At 70.9% G+C, this 16,581-nt stretch carries 15 protein-coding genes; 2 read left to right on the top strand and 13 right to left on the bottom strand.

Features of this window, described 5'->3' with window-relative positions:
- Positions 1-3: 3 nt before the first annotated feature.
- The 4 genes from B2W79_RS01380 to gabT form a co-directional block, all read right to left on the bottom strand.
- Entirely contained in the window at positions 4-1,560 is a 1,557-nt protein-coding gene (locus B2W79_RS01380; RefSeq protein ID WP_062765097.1) for an APC family permease, read from the bottom strand.
- Positions 1,560-2,444, bottom strand: a complete 885-nt coding sequence (locus B2W79_RS01375) for a universal stress protein (RefSeq protein ID WP_292786154.1) — start codon at positions 2,442-2,444, stop codon at positions 1,560-1,562. The genes B2W79_RS01380 and B2W79_RS01375 overlap by 1 nt, the downstream gene beginning before the upstream one ends.
- Entirely contained in the window at positions 2,444-3,826 is a 1,383-nt protein-coding gene (locus B2W79_RS01370) for a flavin monoamine oxidase family protein (RefSeq protein WP_071328920.1), read from the bottom strand. The genes B2W79_RS01375 and B2W79_RS01370 overlap by 1 nt, the downstream gene beginning before the upstream one ends.
- A gap of 90 nt (positions 3,827-3,916) precedes the next feature.
- Complete coding sequence (gene gabT / locus B2W79_RS01365) at positions 3,917-5,278, bottom strand: 4-aminobutyrate--2-oxoglutarate transaminase (RefSeq protein WP_071329126.1); 1,362 nt, start codon at positions 5,276-5,278, stop codon at positions 3,917-3,919.
- A gap of 93 nt (positions 5,279-5,371) precedes the next feature.
- Here gabT and B2W79_RS01360 point away from each other — a divergent pair, with 93 nt between their 5' ends.
- Positions 5,372-6,880, top strand: a complete 1,509-nt coding sequence (locus tag B2W79_RS01360; RefSeq protein WP_292786151.1) for a PucR family transcriptional regulator — start codon at positions 5,372-5,374, stop codon at positions 6,878-6,880.
- A gap of 158 nt (positions 6,881-7,038) precedes the next feature.
- Here B2W79_RS01360 and B2W79_RS01355 read toward each other — a convergent pair whose 3' ends face one another.
- Positions 7,039-7,428, bottom strand: a complete 390-nt coding sequence (locus B2W79_RS01355; protein ID WP_292786149.1) for a riboflavin kinase — start codon at positions 7,426-7,428, stop codon at positions 7,039-7,041.
- Positions 7,425-7,934, bottom strand: coding sequence for a flavin reductase family protein (locus B2W79_RS01350; RefSeq protein ID WP_071328923.1), 510 nt, complete (start codon positions 7,932-7,934; stop codon positions 7,425-7,427). Before B2W79_RS01350 ends, B2W79_RS01355 begins: the two co-directional genes overlap by 4 nt.
- 103 nt (positions 7,935-8,037) lie before the next feature.
- Here B2W79_RS01350 and B2W79_RS01345 point away from each other — a divergent pair, with 103 nt between their 5' ends.
- Positions 8,038-8,631, top strand: a complete 594-nt coding sequence (locus tag B2W79_RS01345) for a PadR family transcriptional regulator (RefSeq protein ID WP_071329127.1) — start codon at positions 8,038-8,040, stop codon at positions 8,629-8,631.
- A 23-nt stretch (positions 8,632-8,654) separates the two neighbouring features.
- Here B2W79_RS01345 and B2W79_RS01340 read toward each other — a convergent pair whose 3' ends face one another.
- From B2W79_RS01340 to B2W79_RS01310, 7 genes are all read right to left on the bottom strand, one after another.
- Positions 8,655-9,539, bottom strand: a complete 885-nt coding sequence (locus B2W79_RS01340) for a ribokinase (RefSeq protein WP_292786145.1) — start codon at positions 9,537-9,539, stop codon at positions 8,655-8,657.
- The gene (locus tag B2W79_RS01335) at positions 9,532-10,911 is read right to left on the bottom strand and encodes an NtaA/DmoA family FMN-dependent monooxygenase (RefSeq protein WP_292786143.1); all 1,380 of its coding nucleotides are present in this window, start codon (positions 10,909-10,911) and stop codon (positions 9,532-9,534) included. The genes B2W79_RS01340 and B2W79_RS01335 overlap by 8 nt, the downstream gene beginning before the upstream one ends.
- Before the next feature lie 108 nt (positions 10,912-11,019).
- Positions 11,020-11,868: an ABC transporter permease gene (locus tag B2W79_RS01330; protein ID WP_071328926.1), complete on the bottom strand. Its 849-nt coding sequence runs from the start codon at positions 11,866-11,868 to the stop codon at positions 11,020-11,022.
- The gene (locus B2W79_RS01325) at positions 11,861-12,658 is read right to left on the bottom strand and encodes an ABC transporter ATP-binding protein (protein ID WP_083391732.1); all 798 of its coding nucleotides are present in this window, start codon (positions 12,656-12,658) and stop codon (positions 11,861-11,863) included. The genes B2W79_RS01330 and B2W79_RS01325 overlap by 8 nt, the downstream gene beginning before the upstream one ends.
- On the bottom strand, positions 12,658-13,761 hold the full coding sequence (locus B2W79_RS01320; protein WP_256209432.1) for an ABC transporter substrate-binding protein: 1,104 nt from the start codon (positions 13,759-13,761) through the stop codon (positions 12,658-12,660). Before B2W79_RS01320 ends, B2W79_RS01325 begins: the two co-directional genes overlap by 1 nt.
- Before the next feature lie 223 nt (positions 13,762-13,984).
- Entirely contained in the window at positions 13,985-15,112 is a 1,128-nt protein-coding gene (locus B2W79_RS01315) for a DUF6226 family protein (RefSeq protein ID WP_292786138.1), read from the bottom strand.
- A gap of 22 nt (positions 15,113-15,134) precedes the next feature.
- Positions 15,135-16,580: a helix-turn-helix transcriptional regulator gene (locus B2W79_RS01310; protein ID WP_292786136.1), complete on the bottom strand. Its 1,446-nt coding sequence runs from the start codon at positions 16,578-16,580 to the stop codon at positions 15,135-15,137.
- Position 16,581: the final 1 nt, after the last annotated feature.

Below are 16,581 nucleotides of genomic sequence, written 5' to 3'. Positions count from 1 at the left end.
CTTTCAGACGGACGTGGGACGACGGCGGCGGCTGGGCGGAGCGTCCATACCCAGCGTCTCACCGCGGAAGAAGGCGGGGCGGCGGATGGCGTTCCAGATCATCACGGCGATGCCGACGACGATGATGAGGATGCCGAGGATGAAGACGATCCCGATGCCGCCGATCTCCGACCCGGAGCCGTAGGCCGGGTCCATGGAGTCGATCAGCGTGGTGAAGAACAGGATCGCCAGGATGATGCCGCCCACCAGCGGGAACAGGAAGGTGAAGAAGACGTTCCGCGCCGAGTCGAACCACTGCTTGCGGAAGTACCAGACGCAGGCGAACGCGGTGATCCCGTAGTAGAAGCAGATCATCATGCCGAGCGTGAGGATCGTGTCCCACAGCGTGTCCTCGCTGACCACGCGCATCACGGCGTAGAACGCGGAGGCCACGATGGCCGACACGATCGTGGCGTAGCCGGGGGTGAAGAACCGCGGGCTCACCTTCGCGAACGACTTCGGGAGCGCACCGTAGTGGCCCATCGCGAGCAGGGTACGGGCCGGACCGACGAACGTCGACTGCAGCGACGACGCCGAGCTCGTCAGCACCGCGAGCGAGACGAGGAACGCGAGCGGACCGAGGATCGGTCCGGAGAGGTGGAAGAACACGTTCTCCTGGATGTCGCCGTTGCCGAGGCCGAGCTCCCCCGTGCCGACGCCCGCGAACATGATCATCGCGACGGCGAGGAGCAGGTACAGCGAGACGATCGTGAGCACGGTGACGGTGGCCGCGCGCCCCGGGGTCTTCTCCGGGTCCTTCGTCTCCTCGTTCATGGTGAGGGTGACGTCCCAGCCCCAGAAGATGAAGATCGACAGCGACAGACCCGCGGCGACGGCGCTGAACGACGAGATCGCGAACGGGTTGAACCAGTTGAGGTCGAACGGCTGGTAGTCGAAGCCGTTGCCGCCCACGGCCTGCACGATCGCGGCGACCGCGAAGAACACGAGCACGAGGATCTGGAATCCGACCAGCCAGTACTGCAGCTTCTGCGTGGTCTGCATGTCGCGGTACGACACCCACGTCGCGCCGAGCATGAAGAGCAGGCAGACGCCGATGTTGATCCAGGTCACGCCGGCGAGATCGGCGATCTCCGGATTGCCCGTGATCTGCGACAGCAGCAGGAACAGGAAGTCGACCGCGACGCCGGCCAGGTTGGAGAGCACGAGGATCGTGGCGACCACGAGGCCCCAGCCGGCCATCCAGCCCACCCACGGTCCGAACGCCCTGGCGGCCCAGGTGAAGGACGTACCGGAGTCGGGCATGCGGTTGTTGAGCTCGCGGTAGCCGAAGGCCACGAGGAGCATCGGGATGAAGCCGACGAGGATGATCGCCGGGATCTGCGCGCCGACCTCGGACGCGGTGGGGCCGACGGCGGCCGTGAAGGTGTAGGCGGGGGCGATGCACGAGATGCCGATCACGACGGCGCCGATCAGACCGACGGTGCCGGCGCTCAGGCCCTTCGTCGAGATTCCGGTCGTGACGCCGGATGCGGGCTCCGTCGCCCGGTTGGTGCTGCTCATCAGCGGTCTCCTGCTTCATCGCGGGTACGCGGGACGACGATCATGGGGACGGGCAGCTCGTGCAGCATCTTCGCCGCCGTGGAGCCCAGGAAGAGGCGGCGCGGCTGCGCCAGCCGGCTGGAGCCGACGAGCACGACCTCGCCGGGGAGCCAGGAGAGCCCGGCCACGGCGTCCTCCACCGTCTCGCCGGGGGCCTCCTCGACGACGGCGCCGAGACCGTCCGGCAGCCGCTCGGCGGCCACGGCCAGCACCTTGTGCGCGTGCTCGCTGCCGGCGAGGCGGATGGCGCCGGTGTCGAGCCCCGGCGGCACGTCGAACGGAACGAGGGACACCAGGCGCAGGCTCACCTCGGCGGCTCCGGCGAGGGCGACGGCCTGGTCGAGCACGCCCTCCGCGCCGGGACGGGTGCCGACGGCGACGGTGACGCGCGGGAGCACGTGGTCGTCCTGCTGCGCGAGACCGGCCGGCGCGAGAGCCACCGGGATCGGCGAGGAGTGCAGCAGCTCCGAAGCGACACTGCCCAGGCGGTGCCGTCCGAAGAGGCCCCCGCCGGCCGTGCCGATCACGATGACGCTGGCGTCGAACACCTCACCGGCGGCGATGAGGCCCTCCGCGAACGACTCCGAGAAGCGCACGTGGCCGCTGCGCACGAGCTCCTGCGGCAGACGCACGACCGCGTCCTGCAGCCAGCTCCGCGCCTGCTTCCGGATGACGTCCTCGTAGGCGCGCTCCGGCGGCACGGCGGCGCTCCGGGTGCCCTCGGTCGGCAGCACGATCACGAGGTGCAGGGTCGCGCCGATGCTGCGCGCCAGTCGCGCGCCCAGCGCCGCGGCGTCCGCCCCCGCATCCGTCGCCGTGTAGCCGACGACGACCGAGCCGGTCATCAGCCGATGCTCTCGGGAGCGCCGGTCTCGCGACGGGCGTCGACGATGTTCGCGGCGACGAGGTGGCCCATGCGGATCGCCCCGTCGACGTGCTGGTACCCCGCTCCGGCCATGTCGCTGCAGGCGAAGTGGATCGGGCCGACCGGCGTGCGCAGGTCGGCGCCGTAGCGGTGCAGGCCCCCGAGGTCGAAGCTCGCGGCGTACGCGCCGCGGGTCCACTCCTCGCTGCCCCAGTCGCTCTCGTAGTAGACGACCGGGTTCTTGGCCTCGGGACCGTAGTAGTGCGAGAGCGACTCGAGGATGCGCTCCTTGCGCTCCTCGGCCGACAGCTCGAACACGCCGTCGGCGTTCGCGTCGGACACGAAGCCGACCAGGGTGCCGCGCTCGTCGCCGTGGTTGGTGTTGTCGTACGCCTCGTGCGAGAGCTCGTACGGGCTGAACGCCGTGCCGCTCAGACCCTGCTCGCGCCAGAACGGGCGGTCGTAGACCGCGTGCACCTTGATGACGAAGCCCATCGACAGGTGCTGGTGCAGCTGGTGCTGACGACGCGGCAGCGGCGGGACGAACGAGATGCGGTTGTAGAGGATGGGGGCGTGCGCGAGGATCGCATACCGCGCCCGGACCGTGAGGTCGTCGGTGGTCGCCACGACCCCGTCATCCGACCACTCCAGGCTGCGGACGGGCTGGTTCAGCAGCACGTCGTCGCCCAGGCGCTCGGCGAGACGCAGCGGCACCTGCTGCAGCCCGCCGACGACGCGCTTGTCGAGGATGAAGTCCGCGTCGACGAGGTTCGAGTACGAGCCGGCCGAGGCCGCCATGAGCAGCGACTGCAGCAGCGAGAACGCGTGGGTCGGCTTGGTCAGCATCGCCGAGCCGGTGGCGAAGGCGAGGTTGCGAACAGCCTCGTCGTCATCGGTCTGCGCGCGCAGCCAGGCGTCCCACGAGATCGAGTCCCACTCGGCCGCGTTCGGGTGCTCCCACGGGCGGTCCGGGTCGATCTCGGCGACGAGGGCGTCGAGGATGCCGGTGATGCGGGCGATCACGGCCTCGGTCTCCGCCGACACCGGGAACATCTCACCCGTGAAGCGGTGGGCCTGGCCATCCGGGCCGACGTAGACGCTGTCGCCCTCGCGGTACCGGCTGTAGGTCTCGAGGCCCAGCTCCTCGATCGTGTCCTTGAGCGCGTCCTGATCGGGCGAGACCCACTGGCCGCCGATCTCCAGCATCGCACCGTCGATCACGTCGGTCCACAGCCGGCCGCCCACGCGGTCGCGGGCCTCCAGCACGGCGACCGACAGTCCGGCCTTCCGCAGGTCGTTGGCCGCCGTGAGCCCTGCGGCTCCGGCGCCCACGATCAGCACGTCGCGCGTGATCTCAGCCATCTGCAACTCCTTCGTCGTCGGGGGATGCGGGGGATGAAGTACCGGTCGCGTCCCGAAATCCCCCGATCCGGGGACGCGACCGGACAGATGTCAGGCGCCGGCGAGCGCCTCGGCCACGACGTCGAGGCCCTCGTTCAGCAGCTCGTCGCCGATGGACAGCGGCGGGAGGAAGCGGATGACGTTGCCGTAGGTGCCGCAGGTGAGGACGATGACGCCCTGCGCGATGCACGCCTTGGCCACGGCGGCCGTGAGCGCGGCGTCCGGAGCCTTGGTCTCCGGGTCGACGAACTCGGCGGCGACCATCGCGCCGTGACCGCGGACGTCGCCGATGCGGGCGTCCTCGGCCTGGAGGGCGCTGAGCCGCCCGATGAGGATCTCGCCGATCTCGCGGGCCCGCTCGATGACGCCGTCGTTCTCGAACACGTCGATGGCCGCCAGCGCCGCGGCACAGGCGATCGGGTTGCCGCCGTAGGTGCCGCCGAGGCCGCCGGAGTGCGAGGCGTCCATGATCTCGGCGCGACCGGTCACGGCCGCGAGCGGCAGCCCGCCCGCGATGCCCTTGGCGGTGGTGATGAGGTCGGGCTCGATGCCGAAGATCTCGCTGGCGAACATGTGGCCGGTGCGGGCGAAGCCGGTCTGCACCTCGTCGGCGATGAAGACGACGCCGTTCGCGCGGCACCAGTCGACGATCGCGGGGAGGAAGCCGTCGGCGGGGACGATGAAGCCGCCCTCGCCCTGGATGGGCTCGATGATGACGGCCGCGAGGTTGTCGGCGCCGATCTGCTTCTCGAGCTGCAGGATCACGCGGGCCGCGGCCTCGCCGCCCTCGAGTCCGTCGCGGAACGGGTAGGACATCGGCGCGCGGTAGACCTCGGGGGCGAACGGGCCGAAGCCGCTCTTGTAGGGCATCGACTTCGCGGTCAGCGCCATGGTGAGGTTCGTACGGCCGTGGTAGCCGTGGTCGAACGCGACGACGGCCTGGCGTCCGGTGTGCTTGCGGGCGATCTTGATCGCGTTCTCGACGGCCTCGGCGCCGGAGTTGAACAGGGCGCTCTTCTTGGCGAAGTCGCCGGGGGTGACGCGGTTGAGCGCCTCGGCGACGCCGACGTACGACTCGTACGGCGAGATCATGAAGCAGGTGTGCGTGAACTGCGCGGCCTGCGCGGCGACGGCCGCGGCGACCTTCGGGTGCGCGTTGCCGACGGTGGTCACGGCGATGCCGGAGCCGAGATCGATGAGCGAGTTGCCGTCGGCGTCGACGACCACCCCTCCCCCGGCCGCGACGGCGGCGACGGGCACGGTGTGTCCGACACCGGCGGCGACCGCGTCCGCCTTGCGGGCGAGGACCTCGGCCGACCGCGGGCCGGGGAGTTCCGTGACGAGGCGACGCTCCTGCGGGAGGTCGGGGCCGCCGAGGGGGACTGCGGGTGCTGCGGTGTCGAGGAGAGCCATGTCGCGAGCGTACGGCGGCAGCGGAGACGCCCGCATTCGCCGGAACGTACAATCGGAGAATTGATTTCGCCGTCTCGTACAATCGGAGATCGCATGGCCCCCACCCATCCGCCCACGCTGTCCGCCCTGCTGCGGCGTCGGGATCTGGACCTGCGCCTCGTCTCCGCCGCCGCCGACCTGCCGGACGGCGCCCTCGACCGTCCGCTGCGCTGGGTGCACAGCTCGGATCTCGCGGACCCGACGCCCTTCCTCGCGGAAGACCTGGTGCTCCTGACCACGGGTACCCAGTTCGACGACGCGGACGCCATCCCGCCCTACGTCGTGCGCCTCGCCGAGCGTGGGGTGCTGGGCCTCGGGTTCGGCACCGACGTGCATCGCTCGGGAACGCCGGAGGAGTTGATCGCGGCGTGCGCCGACCAGGGCATTCCGCTGTTCGAGGTTCCGTACCGCACGCCGTTCATCGCCGTGGCCCGCGCGCACTCCGAGGCGATCGCGGCGCAGGCCTACGCCCGGCGCACCTGGGCGCTGGACACCCAGCGCGCCCTCGCCCTCGCCGCGCTCCGACCGCGCGGGCTGGACGCCATCGTCACGGAGCTCGGCCGTCGTCTCGGAGCCTGGGCCGGCATGTTCGACGCGGCGGGCGACCTGCTCGTCGCCCACCCCCGCGATGCCTTCTCGACGACTGTCCGGGAAGAGCTCGGGACGCGGGTCCAGGAGATCCTCGACCGCGGACTCGAGGCGGGGCAGTCCCTCACCCTCGAGGCGCACACCTTCATGCTCTTCACGGTGGGGCGGGGCGGGCACCTGCGCGGCGTCCTCGCCGTGGAGGCCGACGCCCTCGACCAGGAGGCCAGAGCCGTCGTCACGTCGGTCATCGCGATGGCCGGACTCGCGCGGGAGCAGAGCGAGCAGCTCGCCCGCGGCCGACGGCGGCTGCACACGCAGCTGCTGCGCTCGCTCCTGGGCGACGACCCCGGCCTCGCGCGCCGGGTGCTCGGCAGCCTCCCGCCCGCCCCCGTGGTGGTCGCCGTGACCGGAGAAGCCCCGGCGGAACCGCTGCTGGACTGGTGGGAGCGCCGACGCCTCGAGCACGGGACCCCGGCCTTCCTCGCGGACTCCGAGGACGGCGTGGTGGTCTGCATCTCCGTGACCGACGAGCCGCTTCTCGACGATGTGGCCGCCCGCTTCACCGCCCGCATCGGCGTCTCCGCTCCGGAGGGCTACGACGCCTTCTCCCGGGCGCACGCGCAGGCCCTCGTCGCCCTCCGTCAGCCCGGGACGAGCGGCGCCGTCCGGTACGCCGACACGGTCGGGTCGAGCCTGCTCACCGCTCTGGCCACGGATGAGGCCCGGCTCGTCGCGGAGTCGCGGCTCGCCCCGCTGCGGGAACACGACGCCGCCCACGGCACCGCGCTCGAACACGCGCTGCGCACCTGGCTCGACCACGACGCGCGCGCCGAGCAGGCCGCAGCCGCCCTCGGCATCCATCGCCACACGCTCCGCTCCCGGGTCTCCCACGCCGGAGCCCTCCTCGGGGTCGACCTGACGACCTTCCCCGCCCGGGCCGAGGTGTGGGCCCTCCTGCAGACCGCCCGCGACTGACCCGGCCCCCTCCGTCCCCGCCACTCCCTCCTTCCTCCGCGACGCCTGCACGACCGCGCGGCACCTGCACGACGGATCGGGCCGATGGGTCGTGCACCCGGACCGGGGTCGTGCAGGCGAAACCCGAAACCCGAACCCCGGAACCGGAGCCGACGGACTCAGCGGGCGAGGAGCCGCCGGGAGGCCGCGATGTCTGCGGCGGTCCGGGCGACGAGCTCCTCGACCTCGTCGAAGCGGAGCGTCGGCCGGAGCAGCGCCACGAGCTCGACCGACAGCCGCTGCCCGTAGAGGTCGCGGTCGACGTCGTGCAGGTGCACCTCGAGACGCCGCGCCCGGTCGCCGCAGAACGTGGGATTGACGCCGACGCTCGCCGTCGCCTCCCACCGCCGGTCGTCGCCGGGCAGCCGCGCCCAGGCCGCATAGATGCCGTCGTCGGGCAGCAGGCGCTCGGGCAGGGCGAGGTTCGCGGTCGGGAAGCCGAGCAGCCGGCCGCGACCGTCGCCGGAGACGACGAGCCCGGAGAGCACCGGGAGCGCCGGTCCGGTCACACGTCTGCGACGGGCGAGATCGCGCGGTAGCGGCTCTGGTGGAACACGAGCGGCTCGACGTCGTCGAAGAGCGTCACGTCCTGGATCTCGTAGAGCGCGATCTCGTGGTCGCCGCCGTCGAAGGTGCTGTGCAGGCGGCAGGTGAGCCAGAGCGCGGCGTCGTCGATCAACACGGCCCCGCCCTCCGAGCGATGCCAGGCATGGCCGCCGAACCGGTCCCCTTCGCGCGCGGACAGCGAGCGGCTGAGCGGCTCGTGGTGCGCGGCGAGGACGCTCATCCCCAGTTCCGGGACGGCGCGCAGCACGGGCCACGTCTTCGAGGTGCGGGCGGCGCTGACGGCGACGAGCGCGGGCTCCAGCGAGATCGAGGTGAAGGAGTTGACCGCCATGCCGACGGCGCGGTCCTCGACGTGGGCGGCCAGCGCGACCACACCGGTCGGGTAGACGGAGAAGGCGCGACGGAGAGCGCGGTCGCGCGGCAGGGCGTCGGTCACGGCAGTGGTCATCACGAAGTCCTTTCGTTAGTCAACTTTGACTAGTTTGAATCATATGCATTTTTGACCATGCAAACAACCGGTTTCACGACAGCGAGCCGTTAGCATGAAGCGCATGTCGACCACCCGCCTCGTCGTCCTCGGTGCCGTCAAGCAGTTCCAGCCCGTGCACGGCTACTTCCTCCGCCGCGAGCTCATGACCTGGCACGTCGACGAATGGGCGCACATCCAGCCCGGGTCGATCTACAACGCCCTCCGCGCGCTCGAGGTCGACGGTTACGTGGCGGAGAGCGGCACCGAGACCGAGGGCAAGCGCCCGGCGCGCACCACCTACCGCATCACCCCGGCCGGCGAGGTGGAGCTGCAGCGCATGCTGCGCGAGAACCTGTGGAACGTCGCGGCATTCGACACCCAGGCGATCATGACCGTGGCCTCGTTCATGTTCGTCCTCAGCCGGCAGGAGGTCATCGCCGGCCTCGAGCACCGCCTCATCAAGAGCGACGCCATCATCACGCAGAACGGCTTCGACGTGCAGGACACCCTCCGCTCGGAGACGACCCCGGAGTACGTCCGCGAGATCTTCGACCTCTCCACCGCCCGACTCACCGCCGAGAAGGAGTGGCTTCTGACGCTGCTGGAGCGGCTCCGAGCCGGGGCGTACACGTTCGCCGGTGAGACGACGGAGACCGAGCCCGCTCCCCCGCGCTGACAACGGAAGGCGCACGGCGGGACTCAGCGCCCGGCCACCATCGCCTCCAGGGCGGCGACGGACAGCGCCGGAGTGGTCGCGCCGCGATGCCGGGCCACGATCGCCCCCGCGGCACAGGCGCGCACGAGAGCGTGCTCGATGTCGTGCCCCTGGGCGAGCCCCGCGGCGAGGGCGCCGCAGAAGGCGTCCCCGGCTCCTGTCGTGTCGACGGCCTCGATGCGGAAGGCCGCCACGTGCACACCGGGGTGTCCCGACCGATGCAGCGTCACCCCCGCGGCCCCCTCCGTGAGCACGACCGCTCCGGCACCGGCGCGGAGGAGCCGCTCGACGCCGCCGAGCTCCGCGCACTCCGTCTCGTTCACGACCAGCACGTCCACCTCCGGCAGCAGCGCGACCGCCGCCTCGTGCGCGGGGGCGGCGTTGAGGATCGTGCGCGCCCCCGCACCCCGGGCGACCACGAGGGCGGCGGCGACCGCGGCGAAGGGCACCTCGAGCTGAGCGAGCACCACAGCTGCCCCGGCGATCCCGGCGAGGGCATCCTCTGGAGTGAGCTCGCCGTTCGCGCCGGCCGCTACGAGGATGCTGTTGTCGCCGTCGTCGAAGGCCAGCACATGCGCGACCCCGGTCGGCGCGGACGCGGAGCGGCGGAAAGCGGCCGCCACGCCCGCCTCTGTCAGCGCCGCCTCCAGCACGGCCCCGGCCTCGTCCGCTCCGACGACACCGCAGAACCGCGTCGCCGCTCCCGTGCGCGCCGCCGCGACGGCCTGGTTGAGGCCCTTGCCGCCGGGGAAGCGTCCCCCGGCCCGACCGAGCAGCGTCTCGCCGACGCGAGGTGGCCGCGAGACCTCGACCACGAGATCGAGGTTCGCGCTCCCCACGACGGCGACGCCGGCAAGGGTCTCAGACACGGGCCATCGTCCGCCGGAACGACGAACCGATGTGGGACTCGGCCAGCGCAGGCGTCGGAGTGCCCATCAGCCGTTCCCGCAGCGACTGCGGCTCGGCGGCGGGGTCGCTGATCGCCCCGCGCTCCTTGAGGATCGGCAGCACGTGCTCGATGAAGTCGGCGGTCGACGCCGGCGGGATCACCGGGGCGAAGAGGAAGCCGTCGAGGTCGGCGCCGTCGGCGAGCTCCATCATCCGGTCCGCCACCTGCTCCGGCGTGCCCACGATCGGTCGGGCGCCCACCCCGTGCGCGTGCCAGTCGCCGAGCACGTCACCCACCGTCTTGTCGGCGAAGCGGGCGACCTGCGTCTGCGACAGTTCGGTGCGGAGCTCGGACATCGGCGTGCTCGGGTCGTACGACGACAGGTCGAGCCCGGTGAACCAGGCGTAGGACGCCACGGTGACCTCGGGGTTCTGCGCGTCGGCGACCTCCGCGTAGGTGCGGCGCGCCTCCTCCTCGGTGCTGCCGACGACCGCGGCGAACGCCGACATGATCTTCACCTCGTTCGCGCCACGGCCGTTCTTCACCGCCTCCTCGCGGATCGCCGAGGAGTGCGCGCGGAGCTGCTCGACCGAGCCGCTGCCCACGAAGATCGCCTCGCCGTGCTTGCCGCCGAACTCGCGGCCGGCGGGCGACGCCCCGGCCTGGAACAGCACCGGCGTGCCCTGCGGCGAGCGCTGCGTGTTGCCGTAGCCGTGCGAGCGGAAGTAGGGGCCATCGTGCGCGATGCGGTGCACCTTGGCCGGGTCGGCGAAACGGCCCGCCTTGTCGCGCTCCAGGGCGCCTTCCTCCCAGGCCTCCTCCCACAGCTTGTAGACGACCTGCATGAAGTCGTCCGCCATCAGGTAGCGCTCGTCGTGCCCGACCATCGGCACGCCGAAGCCCTGCACTGCCGTGTCGGCGGTGCCGGTGGTGACGACGTTCCAGCCGATCCGGCCGCCGGACAGGATGTCGAGGGTGGCCAGGCGCCGGGCGAAGGAGTAGGGAGGCTCGAGCAGGGTCGACCCGGTGGCGACGAGGCCGAGGCGGGTGGTCTCCGGGATGAGGGCGGCGAGGATGATCGCCGGGTCGAGCCGGGGCAGGTCCAGGCCCTCGACCGAGCAGATGTCCGGGCGCTCGCCGGCGACGTCGGCCCAGCCCCACGCATCGGCGAGGAAGAGGAAGTCGAAGCCCGCGTCCTCGACCAGGCGCGCGGTGTCGCGCCAGTAGTCGAGCTTGTCGAAGAGGTAGCGCCGGTTGTCGGGGTGGCGCCAGGTCGCGGTGCCGGAGTCGTTCGCCTGGGCGTTCTCGAAGAGTCCGAGCCGCAGGGTCTTCACGGGGTGCTGAGCGGTCATGGCGGATGCCTTCCTGGGAGTGGGGGATGGTGTCGTTCGGAGTTTCCGGGCACGCCGGGGGAACCCGGGGGCGCAGGGGTCGCGCCCCCGGGACCGGGGGTCGTATGGTCAGCCCTTCGCGGTGACCTCGCCGTCGCTCCACCACAGGACGCGCCGGCGCACGACCGCGAGGAGCACGATGAGCAGCACCCCGAGCAGGCAGAGCAGGGCGATGCTCGCCCAGGTCACGGGCAGGTTCGCCTGCGCGGCCGACGTGGTGACGAGGGAGCCGAGTCCGGCCTGCTGCCCAGCCGCGACGAACTCCGCCACGGCCGCGCCGACCACGGCGAGGGGCAGCGCGATCCGCAGACCGGCGAACACGTACGGCATGCTGCCGGGGAACCGCAGCTCGCGGAAGATCTCCCACCGCGAGGCGTGCAGCGTCGTGAACACGTCCATGGCCTTCTGGTCCACGTCGCGGAGACCGGCGAGCGAGTTCACGAGCATCGGGAAGAACACCACGAGGCCGGTGACGATGAACTTCGGCACCATGCCGAACCCGAAGGCGACGACCAGGGCGGGAGCGATCGCGACGATCGGCGTGACCATCACGATGATGACCAGGGGCATGACGGCGCGCTCGATGATCTGGAACTCGGCCATCACGACCGCCAGGAGGAAACCCGCCAGGATGCCTGCCGAAGCGCCGACGACGACCTCGAGCAGCGTCACGAGGAAGTTGGACCAGTACATCCCCGCGTCCTCGACGAGGCTGGCGCCGATGGCCTCCAGCGTCGGGAGGACGTACGGGTTGGTCCACGCCACGATCTGCCAGAGCAGGGCCGCGATCACGAACGTGATCAGGGTCGGCACCCACGAGCCCCAGCGGAGCCACCCGGGGATGCCGCGGCGGGGCTGCGCCTTCAGCCGGGCGGTGGCGAGGGTGGCGGTGGTGTCTCTCATCGTCAGCTCAGACATGGGCCTTCTCCGTCTGCGCGCGCAGCGCACCGCGCACGACTGCCTCCAGGTCGCGGAACTCGTCCGTCGCGTACGCCTCCTCGGTCCGTGGCCGCGGGAGGTTCACATCGATCACCTCGGCGATGCGGCCGGGGTGGGCCGCCATGACCACGATGCGGTCGGAGAGCATGATCGCCTCCGGCACCGAGTGCGTGACGAACATCACGGCCTTGCGGTTCGACTGCCAGAAGTCCAGCAGGGCGATGCGCTGCAGGTCGCGGTTCATCTCGTCGAGGGCGGAGAACGGCTCGTCCATCAGCATGATCGCCGGGTCGAACACGAAGGCCCTGGCGATCGCGGCGCGCTGCTGCATGCCGCCGGAGAGCTGCCCCGGGTACTTCTTCAGCGCATGGCCGAGGCCGAACGTCGACAGCACCTCGGCCGGATCGCGGAGGGCGCGGTCGCCGTTGGCCCCGCGGTTGATCCGCACGGGGAGCTCGACGTTCTCGCGCACCGTCTTCCACGGCAGCAGCGCCGGAGACTGCGGGACGAGACCGATCTTCTTGTCGCGGGAGGCCGCCGTGACGCTCTCGCCGTCGATCGTGACGGTGCCGGAGTCGGCGTCGAGGAGTCCGGCGACCACCTTGAGCAGCGTGGACTTGCCGCACCCGCTGGGCCCGATCACCGACACGAACTCGCCCCTGCCGATCGTGAGGCTCACGTCGTCGAGCACCGTGACCTTCGCCCCGTCGACGCCGAAGGACTTCGAGACGTTCGTGACCTCGACGCCCGCGCCCTGTGCCGCGGTCATCACTTCTCCGTCCAGATGAGGGTGTCGCCGTCGTACAGGTCGGCTACGAGGTCCGGGTCCATCATGTCGGCGATGGCGGGGAGGTCCTTGACGTCGCCGTACTCCTGCACGATCTCGTACTCGGGCTGCCACATGTCCTCGGTCTGCACGCCGGGGTTGCCGCCCGCGCTCTCGCGCACCCAGGCCGACTCGACCTCCCACGTACGGGCGAGCTGATCTCGCGGGAACGCCGCACCCTGACCGTTCTCCTCCGCCAGGGCCGCCAGCATGTCGATGCATTCGTCGGCCTCGTCGAGGCAGAACTGCAGGGCCTTGAGGCTCGCGCGCATGAAGTCGGCCGCGACCTCGCGGTGCTCGTCGAGGAAGCGCGAGTTCACCTCCATCACGTTGTACGTGCCCTCGACGCCGAGGTCGGAGGGCAGGAACTCGCTGAACGGGAGGTCCTGCGCCTTGAGCGTCTGCGGCTGGTTGGAGGCGTAGCCGACGATCGCGTCGACCTGCTCGCGCACCACGACGGTCGGGTCGTAGTTGGTCATCTTCACCATCTCGACCTTCGAGACGTCGACCCCGGCCTCGTCGAGCATGGCCGAGGCGATGGGAGTGAGGTTGATGAAGTAGCCCAGCGAGCCGCCTTCGAGGTCGGTGAGGTCGTCGAGCTTCTCGTTGCCGAAGATCGAGAACGGCGGGGTGGTGCCGTAGGTGGCGACGGCGGTGAGGTTCTTGCTGTTCGCCGCGGCGAGCATCACATCGGAGGCGGAGCCGAGAGCGGTGAACTGCGCCTGCCCCGAGGCGACGAGCTGCTGCCCGTTCGCGCCGGAGGCGTTGATCTCCACGTCGAGGCAGAGGTCGTCGAAGTAGCCCAGCTCCTTCGCCAGGAACACGTCGAGCTGCCCGGCGCTGGCGGAGTAGCCGTAGCCGGAGATGTAGGTGATGGTGCCGGCATCCTGGTTGCGCTGGCAGGCGTCGCTGCCGCCCGCGCTCGTGGGGGCGGTATCGCCGCCGGGCGCCGGCGAGGAGCATGCTCCGAGCGTCAGCGTGGCGGCGAGAACGCACGTCAGGGTGGCAGTGGTGCGGAATCGGGTTTCCGCAGAGGAAGTAGCCATGAGGGTCCCTTCTCGGCCGTTCGTCATTGATGGCTCGATGAAAGTAACATAGTCAATCTTGACTAAGCAAGATCAAACTAACATCGTCCTGCACGATCCGGCCACGGACGCACGACCCTGCCGCCCACTGGGTCGTGCACGCGCAACCCCGTCGTGCAGGCGAGGCACGAACGGGACGGGATCGCAGAGGTGGGGCCGGGGTCGGTCCGTGTCGGGTCCGGGTTCAGGCGGGGGTTTCGCGGAGCGGCCAGGCGGGCCACCAGCCGTCGTCGAGCCCGCGCAGCAGGGCGGTCGCGCGCTCCCGCTCCTCCGCGGGCAGCTCCGGGAGCGGGCCCGAGCTGCTCTCCCGCCGCTCGCCGTCCGGCGACCGGACCTCCGTGTACAGCCACGCACGGCGACCGACGGGGTACTCCTCCCGGAAACCGCCAGCGGCGATCGACATCAGGATCCGCTCCAGCTCGTCCGCCGCGGTCTCGGCGGTCTCATCGCACGCATCGCAGATGCACGACGGAACGATCGCGTGGAACAGGGCGCCGGCCTCGACGCAGACGGAGGGAACGGCCGGCGTGATCGTGATCTGCGCACCACGCGCCGGTGCGAGCACGATGCGCTCCGCCCCGTCCTCCCCCACCTCTCGCCGCACCTCGACCACGTACTCGCGGGAGAGGTGCTCGACGAGCGCGTCGACCACGAGAGACAGCGGTGCGAAGCGCTCCGGGTGGGACTCCTGGGAGTACGACTCCTCCGGCGCGATGCCGTCGGGCCAGCGGTGTCCGTAGCGGATGACCTCGCCGCGGTCGTCGTGGAAGGTCAGGATCGGGAGAGCAGGCCGGACATACGCGCGCGCCGGGACGATGACGGCAGCGGGAGCGGAATCCTGCGCGGACAGCGCCCTCATCTCCTCGTCGTCGATGTCGTCCTGTTCCCACGACACAAGCATCTGCAGGAACGCATCCCGCTGGTCGGGCTGCTGCACCATCCCCTGCACGAGGCCCGCCACCGGGATCGAGAGGGTGTTGGTCCCGATCTCCGGCTCGCTCGTCATCCGCCATGTCGCGGCGGGGTGCACGACCGCGATGACGTTCCCCACGAACCGCGCCGCCGCCGTGGCCAGCGTCTCGCTCTCGAGCACCTCAGGATGACCGGCGACGAAGTCCCACGTCGCCGCGAGGTCGCCGGCCAGCATCGCGGGGTCGACCCCCTGGCTCCGCGCGAATGCGGCGAAAGGCTCGAAGCCGTCGACGAACCGGACCGGTCCCGGGGCATCCGCCCGCGGGGGCATCGACAGGATCGCGGCGCCACCCGCGTCGGGCATCGGACCGAAGGGACCGGGGAAGACATCGCTGCTCATCGACCGAGCGTACCGAGCGGGATCACCGGGGCGCGTGAGACTCCAGGAACTCGTACACGTCGGTGGTGTCCACCCCGGGGAATGCGCCGGTGGGCAGCGTCGCCAGCAGCGTGCGCGGCGTCTTCACGTTGGGCCAGGAGTTCTCGCGCCACCGCTCCTCCAGCTCGGCGGGAGCCCGACGGCAGCACACCTCGACCGAGTGCTTCGACACGCCGCGGTGCGGGGTGTCCCTGCCCACGAACCACCTCGTGTCGTCGAACCGCACGCCCACGCTGACCGAGTGCAGGCCCTCGCTCGATGCCTCCACGCGGGCGGTGCACCAGTAGGTGCCGTTCCCGGTGTCGGTGTACTGGTAGTACGGGTTGAAGCGGTCTTCCTCGTCGAACACCACCCGGGAGGTCCACCGCCGACAGCACATCTGCCCCTCGATGGCGCCAAGGCGGTCGGTCGGGAAGTTCACGTCGTCGTTCTCGTACGCCTTCGTGATCGTGCCCGACTCGTGCACCTTGAGGAAGTGGACGGGGATGTCGAGGTGCCGCGTGGCGAGGTTCGTGAACCGGTGCGCCGCCGTCTCGTACGACACCGAGTACGCGTCACGGAGGTCTTCGACGGAGATCGCGCGCCGCTGCTTCGCATCCTTCAGGGCGGGGACGACGTGCCCCTCCGGGATGAGCAGGGCGCCGGTGAGGTAGTTCGTCTCGACGCGCTGACGCAGGAACTCGGCGTAGCTGCGAGGCTCGGCGTGCCCCAGGATGCGACTCGACAGCGCCTGCAGCACGGCGGTGCGGGCATCCCCCTTCGCCGGCACGCTGCTCGACAGATACAGCCGTCCGTTGGCGAGGTCGGCGACGCTGCGGGTGGTCTGCGGCAGGTCGGAGGCGTAGTGGAGGGTGAAGCCGAGGTACGCCGCGATCTCGGAGGCGGTGCGCTGGGTGAGCGGCCCCCCGGGATGGCCGACGGCCGCGAGGATCTCGGCCGCCTTCGCCTCGAGGTCGGCGAAGTGGTTGTCCTGGCGCCGCATCAGGTGTCGGAGCTCCACGTTGGCACGTCGCGCCTCCTCGGGCGTCGCCGCGCGCTCGTCCTTGAGGCGGTCGATCTCACCCTGCAGGGCGAGCAGCGCCTTCAGCGCCTCCGTCGGCACGCTCTTGGCGATGCGGAACGGCGCGATGCCCAGCGCCTGGAACGTCTGCCCCTTCATCGCTCGCTCCAGCGCGATCTCGATCGCGCTGCGCTCGTCGAGTGGTTCCCCGGAAAGCAGCGCGTCGATGGTCGCCCCGAGGGCACGGGCGATGGCCTGGAGCTGGGTGAGCTTGGGCTCGCGCTTGCCCGTCTCGATCATCGACAGCTGGCTCGGCGCCCGATCGACCGCGGCGGCGAGCTCCTCCAGTGTCAGGCCCCGTGCTGTGCGCAGCTGGCGGATGCGTCGTCCGACGGTAAGGGCGTCGGTCTCTTCCGTGGCGTCGTCCATG

Origin of the sequence: Microbacterium sp. UBA7513 (assembly GCF_002478345.1) — a bacterium.
In the GTDB taxonomy this organism is placed as follows: Bacteria; Actinomycetota; Actinomycetes; order Actinomycetales; family Microbacteriaceae; genus Microbacterium.
The sequence above is the reverse complement of the archived record's forward strand: the minus strand, read 5'-3'. Positions and strand labels throughout refer to the sequence as shown.